Source organism: Salinicola socius (assembly GCF_001937195.1).
Classification (GTDB): Bacteria; Pseudomonadota; Gammaproteobacteria; order Pseudomonadales; family Halomonadaceae; genus Salinicola; species Salinicola socius.
On the sequence record NZ_MSDO01000051.1, the window covers coordinates 1 to 10,421 of the forward strand.

Sequence of the window (10,421 nt, forward strand, 5' to 3'; positions counted from 1 at the left end):
ATATCGACGTCTTCTGCTGCATTCAATACGTTTCACGCTTCGCTGCATTCAATACGTTTCACGCCTCGTAGTCTGGCGCTACCGCGATAACCGCGGTGTTCTGCGCTTCGACTTCTGAAGTTCTCGATACTCTCCGCTGTCCTTTGCCATGGTCCCGCCTCCGTCTGTCGGGCGAATCGTCGCTCCTGTCTGTCTTTGCACGCCTATCCTTGCGCTCGATATCACCCGTACGGTGCTACCGCTTTGGTGGAATGGCTCTCGTCGTGGTTTTCGTTACACTGGCCCTCATACGCGCGTTTGAAACCGCTGCCGGCGGTGTGCGCCTCGACATGAGTGGATCCGATTCGTGACGCGTTTTCCCAATCTCTTTCGTCCTCTGCAAGTTGGCTCGCTGACGCTGCGCAACCGTGTGGTGATGGGGTCGATGCATACCAACCTGGAAGAAGCACCGAGCGGCTTCGAGCGTCTGGCGGCGTTCTACGCACAACGGGCACGTCATGGGGTGGGTTTGATCGTCACCGGTGGCATTGCGCCCAACCCTGAAGGGGCTGTCTTTCAGGGCGCAGCCAAGCTTACCGACGAGGCCGAGGCCGAGCAGCATCGCCCGGTGGTGGAAGCTGTCCATGCACACGGCGCGCATATCTGCCTGCAGATTCTGCACGCGGGCCGTTACGCCTATTCCCCGGATCTGGTGGCGCCTTCGGCGATCGCAGCGCCGATCAACCACTTCACGCCACGCGCGTTGAGTGGCGACGAGATCGAACGGCAGATCGATGATTTCGTGCGCTGTGCCGAGCTGGCGCGGCGCGCGGGGTACGACGGCGTCGAGATCATGGGGTCGGAGGGGTATCTGATCAATCAGTTCCTGTGCCGCCGGACCAACCACCGCGACGACGCCTGGGGCGGCGATAGCCAGCGCCGGCAACGCTTCGCCATCGAGATCGTGCGTCGCGTCCGTGACGCATGCGGTCCGGATTTTCTGCTGATCTTTCGGCTGTCGATGATCGATCTGGTGGAGGAGGGCAGTACCGGCGACGAGGTCGTGACGCTGGCGCTGGCGATCGAGCGTGCCGGTGCGGACGTGATCAATAGCGGTATCGGCTGGCACGAGGCGCGCGTGCCGACCATCGTCACCAGCGTGCCGCGTGCCGCTTTCGTCCCGGTCAGCCGGGAGGTGCGCGAGGCGATCTCGATACCGCTGATCGCCACCAATCGTATCAATATGCCGGCGATCGCTGAGGCGGTACTGGCCGAGGGGCACGCCGACCTGGTCTCGATGGCACGACCTTTTCTCGCCGATCCGGCCTGGATGGCCAAGGCCGAGCAGGGCCGAGTCGATGAGATCAATACCTGCATCGCCTGCAATCAGGCCTGCCTCGACCATACCTTCCAGGGCAAGTTGACCTCCTGTCTGGTCAATCCGCGCGCCTGTCATGAAACGGAGCTGACGCTGCCGCCGACCGATTCGCCCAAGCGCATCGCCGTGGTGGGTGCCGGTCCGGCGGGCCTGGCCGCGGCCACCGCCTGCGCCGAGCGTGGCCATCGGGTGACGATTTTCGAACGCGATCCGCAGATTGGCGGTCAGTTCCGGTTGGCTCAGCGAATACCGGGGAAAGAGGAATTTGCCGAAACGCTGCGCTACTTCGCCACCCAGTTGACGCTGCACGGCGTCGAGCTGCGCCTCGGCACCGAGGCCGATATCCAGCAACTGCAGGAGTTCGACGAGATCATCATTGCCACCGGGGTCAGGCCGCGCGCGCTCGACATTGAGGGTATCGAGCATCCCTGCGTGATCTCCTACCCTGTGGCGATCCAGCATCCCGAGCGCGTGGGACGTCGCGTCGCCATCATCGGTGCCGGCGGGATAGGTTTCGATGTCGCTGAACTGCTGGCGCATGCCGAGCAGCCGGCGCTCGATATCGAGCGTTGGTGTGACGAGTGGGGCGTTGACTTGACGGTTGAACACGCCGGCGGCTTGAAGCCGCGGCTGAAGCCCACGGTGCCGCGACAGATCACATTGCTGCAGCGCAAGACCGGCAAGCCGGGGGCAGGGCTCGGGGTGACTACCGGCTGGGTCCACCGGGCCGCACTGCGGGCTCGGCGGGTCGAGACGCTGTCGGGCTGCGTCTATCGGCGCATCGACAGTGACGGTCTGCACCTTGATGTCGATGGGGAGTCCAGGCTACTGGCGGTCGATAGCATCGTGATCTGCGCCGGGCAGGAGTCGCAGCAGGCGCTCCATCAGGCGCTGGTCGCAACCGGGGCGCGAGTTCATCGTATCGGCGGCGCCGATCTGGCAGCGGAGCTCGATGCCAAGCGTGCCATCGATCAGGGCGTGCGGCTGGCGGCGTCGCTGTGAGCCTCGCCGGGTTGCGTTGAGTCAGCGTGAGTGGCGGATAGATACGCGCTGCCGGGGCGCGAAGACAGATGTTAGACTTGGGGCTCACCAGTAAGCGCGAGCCGTGTGACGGCGACCCCGTCGCTTTCCTGGCCGCGCTTCTTGTTATTCAGGCTGCCGTGTATTTCCGACCGCCATGCCTGACCCTCAGAAACGTGTACTCTTTCCGCCTTGACCGGCTCGAGTCGCTTTTCTCGATGGAGGGATCGAACAAGGACCCCCAGATGACATCCGACTGTAACCCTCGCTATCTGGCGAGCGACAATACCTCCGGCATCTGTCCGGAAGCGCTTGATTACCTGATTCGGGCCAATGCCAGCGACGATCTCGCCTATGGCAACGATGCCTGGACTCACCGTGCCGCGGATCGTTTCCGCGAACTCTTCGACTACGATTGTGACGTCTTTTTCGTCTTCAACGGCACTGCCGCCAATTCGCTGTCGCTGGCGGCGTTGGGTCAGAGTTATCACAGCGTGATCTGTCACGAACTGGCCCATATCGAGACCGACGAGTGTGGCGGGCCGGAGTTTTTCTCCAACGGCTCCAAGCTGCTGACCAGCCCGGGTGAGAACGGCAAGCTGACGCCCGAGGGAATAGAGCGGCTGGTGGTGAAGCGCAACGATATCCACTACCCCAAGCCGCGGGTCGTCTCGATCACACAGGCCACCGAGGTGGGAACGGTCTACTCCCGCGAGGAGCTGCTGGCGATCCGCACCGTCGCGGACAAGTACGACCTGCGTGTTCACATGGACGGCGCGCGTTTCGCCAACGCCTGCAGTGCGCTGGATGCCTCCCCGGCCGAGCTGACCTGGCAGGCTGGCGTCGACGTGCTCTGTTTTTCCGGTACCAAGAATGGGTTGCCGATGGGCGAGGCGATTCTGTTCTTCAACAAGGAACTGGCCGAAGACTTTGCCTACCGTTGCAAGCAGGCGGGGCAGCTGGCTTCCAAGATGCGTTTCATCGCCGCGCCCTGGCTGGGGCTGCTTGAATCCGGTGCCTGGCGGCGCAACGCCGATCATGCCAATGCCATGGCCCGCTACCTCGCCGACGGTCTGGCGTCTCTGCCCGGTGTCTCGCTGATGTTTCCGGCTCAGGCCAACAGTGTCTTCGTCAGCTTGCCGGAGCCGGTCATCACCCAGCTGCGTGCCAAGGGCTGGACGTTCTACACCTTCATCGGCGCCGGCGGTGCGAGATTCGTGTGTTCCTGGAACACGACTTCCGAGCTGCTCGACCAGCTACTGGAAGACGCCCGCGCCGCCTTCGACGCGCCCTGATGCACGCCGGCGCCCGGTCGATTCGGGCGCCGGTCACTTCTCGCCTCCCTCCCTTGTTGATGCGCCAGCGAATTTATCCAGGTTTTTCGATGGGTTAGCGACGTCTGCCTGAATTGGCACGTTTTATCCATGCAAATTCCCCGTGCATCGAAACCGGATCGTGATAGCGTGTTCTAAAGGGTCAATTCCGACGCTGCGTTGAAAAGACTCGCAAAATGGGTCTACCCGACGCTTCGTGAATCTGTCTATGCTGATAGTCAGCTAACCCGGCTGGCAGGACCTGGGTCCTGAGCGGTCGGGGGTCACGACCAGGAGGCTTCCATGAGCATCTTCGATCACGTGCAGAGCCGTTACGAGCAGGTTCAACAGGAAGAGATGAGCCTGCAGGAATATCTCGAGCTGTGCCGGAAGGATCCTCGAGTCTATGCCAACGCCGCCGAGCGGATGCTCAATGCGATCGGGGAGCCGGAAGCCATCGATACGGCCAAGGATCCCAGCCTGTCGCGAATTTTCTCCAACAAGGTCATCCGCCGCTATCCCGCCTTTGCCGAGTTCTACGGCATGGAAGAAGCGATCGAACAGATCGTCTCCTATTTTCGCCACGCCGCCCAGGGGCTCGAGGAGCGCAAGCAGATTCTCTACCTGCTGGGTCCGGTCGGCGGTGGCAAGTCGTCGCTGGCGGAACGCCTGAAGTTGCTCATGGAGCGCGTGCCGTTCTACGCGATCAAGGATTCGCCGGTCTACGAGTCTCCTCTGGGATTGTTCTCGCCGGAAGAGGATGGCGAGCTGCTCGAGAAGGAGTACAACATCGCCCAGCGCCATCTGAGAGGGCCGATGTCGCCTTGGGCTGCCAAGCGACTCAAGGAGTACGGCGGCGATCTCTCGCAGTTCCGGGTGGTGCGCCTGCATCCGTCACGCCTCAACCAGATCGCGGTTTCCAAGACCGAGCCCGGTGACGAGAACAATCAGGATATCTCGTCGCTGGTGGGCAAGGTCGATATCCGCCAATTGGAGCTCTATTCCCAGGACGATCCCGATGCCTACAGCTTCTCCGGCGGTCTGTGCAAGGCCAACCAGGGGCTGATGGAGTTCGTCGAGATGTTCAAGGCGCCGATCAAGGTGCTGCATCCGCTGCTGACCGCCACACAGGAGGGTAACTACAATCCGACCGAGGGCATGGGCGCGATTCCCTTCGAAGGCATCATCATGGCCCACTCCAACGAGAGCGAGTGGCAGCAGTTTCGCAACAATCGCAATAACGAGGCCTTCCTCGACCGCGTCTATATCGTCAAGGTGCCGTACTGCCTGCGCGTCTCCGAAGAGGTCAAGATCTATCAGAAGCTGCTGGAGCATTCGTCGCTCAACGAAGCGCCCTGTGCGCCGGACACGCTGCGCATGCTGGCCCAGTTCTCGACGCTCTCCAGGCTCAAGGAGCCGGAAAACTCGAGCATCTACTCCAAGATGCGGGTCTACGATGGCGAAAATCTGAAGGACACCGATCCCAAGGCCAAGTCGATCCAGGAATATCGTGACGCCGCCGGCGTGGACGAAGGGATGAACGGCCTCTCCACCCGCTTTGCCTTCAAGATTCTTTCCAAGGTATTCAACTTCGACGCTCACGAGATTGCCGCCAACCCGGTCCATCTGCTCTACGTGCTGGAACAGGCGCTGGAGCGCGAACAGTTGCCGAAAGAAGTGCACGAGCGCTATCTGCGTTTCATCAAGGAGTATCTGGCGCCGCGCTACGTCGACTTCATCGGCAAGGAGATTCAGACCGCCTATCTCGAGTCCTACACCGAGTACGGTCAGAACATCTTCGATCGCTACGTCACCTACGCCGACTTCTGGATTCAGGACCAGGAGTATCGCGATCCGGAGACCGGCGAGCTGTTCGATCGCCAGTCGCTCAACGAGGATCTCGAGAAGATCGAGAAGCCCGCCGGCATTTCCAATCCCAAGGACTTCCGTCACGAGGTGGTCAATTTCGTGCTGCGGGCGCGTGCCCACAACAACGGCATGAATCCCAGCTGGCAGTCGTACGAGAAACTCCGGGGCGTGATCGAGCACAAGATGTTTGCCAACACCGAGGAGTTGCTGCCGGTGATCTCGTTCAATGCCAAGGCGTCGGTGTCGGATCAGCGCAAGCATGAAGACTTCGTCGATCGCATGGTGCAGCGCGGCTATACCGAGAAGCAGGTGCGACTGTTGTCCGAATGGTATCTGCGGGTTCGCAAGTCGCACTAGCCGGCGATTCACTGATGTCAGCCGGGAGGCGGCCGCGGACCGGGCCGCGCTTCCAGGGGCAGAGGCCGTTGCGGGTGGTCGCTGTCAAAGCCAGTCTGCGGCCAGCCTGCAGGAGATGCCATGAGCTACTTCATCGATCGACGCCCCAATGCGCGCAACAAGAGCGCGGTCAACCGTCAGCGATTCCTGCAGCGCTATCGCTCCCACATCAAGCGGGCCGTGGAAGAGTCGGTGAATCGACGCTCGATTACCGACATGGAGCGCGGGGAAAAGGTGTCGATTCCGGCCAAGGATATCTCCGAGCCCTCTTTCCAGCATGGGCCTGGCGGTAGGCGTACGGTGGTGAGTCCCGGCAACAAGGATTTTGCCGAGGGCGACCGGCTGCGACGGCCGGGCGGCGGCGGCGGTGGTCAGGGCGGCGGCGACGGTCAGGCGGGAAATCAGGGCGAGGGCATGGATGAATTCGTGTTCTCGCTGTCGCGGGAAGAGTTTCTCGATTTTGTCTTCGATGGTCTGGAGCTGCCGCACCTCGAACGCAAGCAGCTGCAGGTGCTGGAGGAAACCCGGCCGGTTCGCGCGGGGATTTCGAAAGAGGGTGTGCCGGCGCGGATCAATATCGTGCGCTCGATGCGCGAGGCTCAGGCTCGGCGTATCGGCATGCGGGCACCGCTGAAGCGCGCCCTTCGTGAGGCGCAGGAGGCGCTCGAGAGCGAAGAGCGAAAGGATCCGGTGCTGCGCAATCCGGCGCGTATCGGTGAACTCAAATCCGAGATCGAGCGGTTGGAGAAGCGGATCGAGTCGATTCCGTTCCTGGACACCTACGATCTGCGCTACAACCATCTTACCCATCAGCCGATGCCGTCGAACCAGGCCGTGATGTTCTGCATCATGGATGTTTCCGGTTCGATGACCCAGGCCCACAAGGATATCGGCAAGCGCTTCTTTCTCCTCCTCTATCTGTTTCTCGAGCGCAATTACGAGAAAGTCGAGCTGGTGTTCGTGCGTCATCACACCGTGGCCAAGGAAGTCGACGAGGAGGAGTTCTTCTACTCGCGGGAGACCGGCGGCACCATCGTTTCCAGTGCCCTGACGCTGGTCAACAGCATCATTGAGGCTCGTTATGCGCCGGAGCAGTGGAATCTGTACGTGGCCCAGGCCAGCGATGGCGACAACTGGGACGACGATTCCTCGACCTGCCTCGAGCTGCTCGACGAGTCGCTGATGCGCAAGCTGCAGTACTTCACCTATGTCGAGATCACGCCCCACGCCCATCAGGCGCTGTGGGAGGCCTATGACACGGTCAGAGCGGCGTATCCCGAGCGTTTCGCCATGCAGCAGATAGTCCAGGCGGAAGATATCTACCCGGTCTTCCGCGAGCTTTTCCGTCAGCGCGCGCAGAGCTGACATGGAGATCTTCGGCGGGACGCCACGCAGCGAGGAGTCACCGATGACGCGACGCAAGCCTTTAGCCACCGGCTCGGACTGGAACTTCGAGACGCTCGAAGCGTACGAGCACGCCATCGCCGCGCTGGCACGTGAATATCGGCTGGACACTTACCCCAACCAGATCGAGATCATCACCTCCGAGCAGATGATGGATGCCTATGCGAGCGTCGGCATGCCGATCGGTTACCACCACTGGTCGTTCGGCAAACAGTTCCTCTCGGTAGAGCAGGCTTACCGCCGTGGGCAGATGGGATTGGCCTACGAGCTGGTGATCAATTCCGATCCCTGCATCGCCTATCTCATGGAAGAAAACTCGCTGATGATGCAGGTGCTGGTTATCGCCCACGCCTGCTACGGACACAATTCGTTCTTCAAGGGCAACTATCTGTTTCGTGCCTGGACGGACGCCTCGGCGATCGTCGACTATCTGGACTTTGCCCGAAAGTATGTCGCCAGATGCGAAGAGCGCCATGGGGTCGAGGCGGTGGAGCAGCTGCTCGATGCCTGCCATGCGCTGCAGAGCTACGGCGTCGATCGCTACAAGCGTCCTTCGCCGATCTCGGCCGAAGAGGAGGTCAGGCGTCAGGACGAGCGAGAAGCGTACCTGCAGACACAGGTCAACCGGCTCTGGAGCACGATCCCCCTGGCGGTGAGTGGGCTTGCCCAGGAGCCGCCGCACGATCACGAAAACGATCCGCTGGGCCTGCACCGTCATGGCCGCTATCCCAGCGAGCCGCAGGAAAATCTGCTCTATTTCCTCGAGAAGAATGCGCCGCTGCTGGAACCCTGGCAGCGCGAGATCGTGCGTATCGTGCGCAAACTGGCCCAGTATTTCTATCCGCAGCGTCAGACCCAGGTGATGAACGAAGGCTGGGCCACTTTCTGGCACTACACCTTGATGAATCGTCTTTACGACGACGGCCAGATCGACGAGGGCATCATGCTCGAGTTCCTGCAGTCGCATACTGCGGTCGTCAGCCAGCCCGGTTTCGACAGCCCCTATTTCAACGGCATCAACCCCTATGCACTGGGATTCGCGATGTTCAGCGATATCCAGCGCATCTGCCGGGCACCGACAGGCGAGGATCGCGAGTGGTTTCCGGACATCGCCGGCAGCGACTGGCTGGAGACGCTGCATTTCGCGATGCAGAACTTCAAGGACGAGTCGTTCATTCAGCAGTTTCTGTCGCCCAAGGTGATCCGCGACCTCAAGCTCTTCAGTCTGGTCGACGACGATCGTGACGACAGTCTTCAGGTCGAGGCGATTCACGACGATCGCGGCTACCGGCGCATTCGTGAGGCGCTGAGCGTGCAGTACGCGCTGTCGGCTCGTGAGCCCAATATCCAGGTCTGGGAAGCCGATATCCGCGGTGATCGCTCGCTGACGCTGCGTCATGTGCAGGATCGTCGGCGCCCGCTGGGCCAGAGTCTCTTTCCTGTCATGCGCTATCTGCATCAGCTGTGGGGATTCCCGATCAGGCTAGAGTCGATGGAAGGCGGCGATGTCGTGCGCCGCTATCAATGGCCGATTCCCGAATCGTCGCGAGAATCGGCGTGATAGGGCGAGTCTCCCGCGTCCGCTTCGGCTGGGAATGGCTCGGGCATCCGCTGACGCCGGGAGGCGACCCGTCGCAGAGCTGATATACTCGCGCCGATCATCATTCTGTTGATTGGCCCGTCGATCGCGGGCCGAATTCGGTGGGAGAGGGAAATGCAGAACGCCGTCATTCTGATCAATGTCGAAAAGGGCCGGATTCGCGGTGTCGCCGAGCGGTTGGCCGACCTCGAGGGGATCAGCGAGGTCTATTCGACCTGCGGTCGCTACGATCTGATTGCCATCGCCCGCACGCGGGATTTCGAATCACTGGCCACGCTGGTGACCGAGCGCCTGATGAGTGTCGAAGGAATTCGCGATACCGAGACGCTCAACGCCATGCAGGTGCACTCGCGCCACGATCTCGACGCCATGTTCTCCGTCGGTCTCTAGGCCAGCGTGGCGCGTCGTCGAAAGCGAGGGCTGCTGGGGCAGCTCGCTCGCTCGTCCAGAATCGGTCTGGTTTTTGTCATCGTCATCAGCGGGCTGTGGTACTGGCAGGAAGGGGATGTCCGTGACCGGCTGAGCTGGATGGGCGTTCCCGAATGGCACTGGAACGACTGGCGGGGCTGGAATCGCGTGCTGCGTAACGATGGTTTCCTGGTGGGCTGGTCGGACGTGCGGGGCGAGCCGCTTTGGGTCGGCTATGCGCTGAATCGGGTCATTGATCCGCACAGCTATTCACGGCCCGATCGGTTCGAGTCCGACTGGCGCAGCCTGTGGCCCATCAGCGCCGACGACTACACCCGTAGCGGCTACGATCGCGGTCACCTGGCGCCAAACTATGCGATGTCGGTCGTTCATGGGCGCGATGCGCAGATGGCGAGCTTCCTGATGACCAACATCACGCCGCAACGCCCCAAGCTCAATCGTCAGCTATGGCAGCGCCTGGAAGAAGCGGTCATCGACGATTTCGTGCCGCGTTTCGGGAGCGTCTGGGTCGTTGCCGGGCCGGTTTTCGATGATCAGTTGCTGCATCGGGTAGGTTTCACCCAGATTCCCGTGGGTTTCTACAAAATATTGATCGTACCCGGCCAGACGCCGCGGGCGCTGGCATTTTTCATGCCGCAGGACGTCAATGGAAAAGAACCACTGGCGCGCTTTCTGGTCACGATCGACGAGATCGAGGCGCGTACCGGGCTGGATTTCTTTCCTCGACTGGCCGATCCCGTCGAGCGCCGGCTGGAAGGGCGCGTGGAGACGAACGGTTGGGGGCTGGAAGCGATCTCGACGCGGCCGGGGCGCTATCAGTGATCTCTGGCGTATCGAGCGGGCGCTGGTCGGCAGGAGTCTATCCGCGCAAACGGCGAGAAGGGTGCCGGGAGAGGCGCTCATGGCAGGAGCTGATACGGGATCGGGATGATGAAGAGGATGACGCCGGAAAAAGAGAAACCGTGCGCAAAGAGATCTTGCGAAGAATAGATCGTTGGGCAGTAACCGGCGTTGTGTCAGACAGTCGGTGCTT

At 61.4% G+C, this 10,421-nt stretch carries 7 protein-coding genes; all 7 read left to right on the plus strand.

Annotation, left to right across the window (positions count from 1 at the left end; all coding sequences use genetic code 11):
* Nucleotides 1-346: 346 nt before the first annotated feature.
* The 7 genes from BTW07_RS18605 (at nucleotide 347) to BTW07_RS18635 (ending at nucleotide 10,210) form a co-directional block, all read left to right on the plus strand.
* The gene (locus BTW07_RS18605) at nucleotides 347-2,359 is read left to right on the plus strand and encodes an NADPH-dependent 2,4-dienoyl-CoA reductase (RefSeq protein ID WP_075571648.1); all 2,013 of its coding nucleotides are present in this window, start codon (nucleotides 347-349) and stop codon (nucleotides 2,357-2,359) included.
* 263 nt (nucleotides 2,360-2,622) lie between these two features.
* The gene (locus tag BTW07_RS18610; protein ID WP_075571649.1) at nucleotides 2,623-3,672 is read left to right on the plus strand and encodes a threonine aldolase family protein; all 1,050 of its coding nucleotides are present in this window, start codon (nucleotides 2,623-2,625) and stop codon (nucleotides 3,670-3,672) included.
* A gap of 321 nt (nucleotides 3,673-3,993) precedes the next feature.
* Nucleotides 3,994-5,916 carry a PrkA family serine protein kinase gene (locus BTW07_RS18615; RefSeq protein ID WP_075571650.1) on the plus strand — a complete coding sequence of 641 codons (1,923 nt, stop codon included), beginning with the start codon at nucleotides 3,994-3,996 and terminating at the stop codon, nucleotides 5,914-5,916.
* Nucleotides 5,917-6,036: 120 nt separating this feature from the next.
* Nucleotides 6,037-7,320, plus strand: a complete 1,284-nt coding sequence (locus BTW07_RS18620; protein WP_075571651.1) for a YeaH/YhbH family protein — start codon at nucleotides 6,037-6,039, stop codon at nucleotides 7,318-7,320.
* A gap of 43 nt (nucleotides 7,321-7,363) precedes the next feature.
* Entirely contained in the window at nucleotides 7,364-8,920 is a 1,557-nt protein-coding gene (locus BTW07_RS18625; protein ID WP_075571653.1) for a SpoVR family protein, read from the plus strand.
* 153 nt (nucleotides 8,921-9,073) lie between these two features.
* Entirely contained in the window at nucleotides 9,074-9,349 is a 276-nt protein-coding gene (locus tag BTW07_RS18630) for an Lrp/AsnC family transcriptional regulator (protein ID WP_075571652.1), read from the plus strand.
* Nucleotides 9,350-9,355: 6 nt separating this feature from the next.
* Nucleotides 9,356-10,210 (plus strand): DNA/RNA non-specific endonuclease, encoded by an 855-nt coding sequence (locus BTW07_RS18635; RefSeq protein WP_232823823.1) that lies wholly within the window; start codon nucleotides 9,356-9,358, stop codon nucleotides 10,208-10,210.
* The last annotated feature ends 211 nt before the right edge of the window (nucleotides 10,211-10,421 follow it).

What these genes read in the sequence shown, in the direction of transcription:
- BTW07_RS18630 (WP_075571652.1), top strand. Translation starts at nt 9,074, where the DNA reads ATGCAGAACGCCGTCATTCTGATCAATGTCGAAAAGGGCCGGATTCGC.
- BTW07_RS18625 (WP_075571653.1), top strand. Translation starts at nt 7,364, where the DNA reads ATGACGCGACGCAAGCCTTTAGCCACCGGCTCGGACTGGAACTTCGAG.
- BTW07_RS18615 (WP_075571650.1), top strand. Translation starts at nt 3,994, where the DNA reads ATGAGCATCTTCGATCACGTGCAGAGCCGTTACGAGCAGGTTCAACAG.
- BTW07_RS18610 (WP_075571649.1), top strand. Translation starts at nt 2,623, where the DNA reads ATGACATCCGACTGTAACCCTCGCTATCTGGCGAGCGACAATACCTCC.
- BTW07_RS18620 (WP_075571651.1), top strand. Translation starts at nt 6,037, where the DNA reads ATGAGCTACTTCATCGATCGACGCCCCAATGCGCGCAACAAGAGCGCG.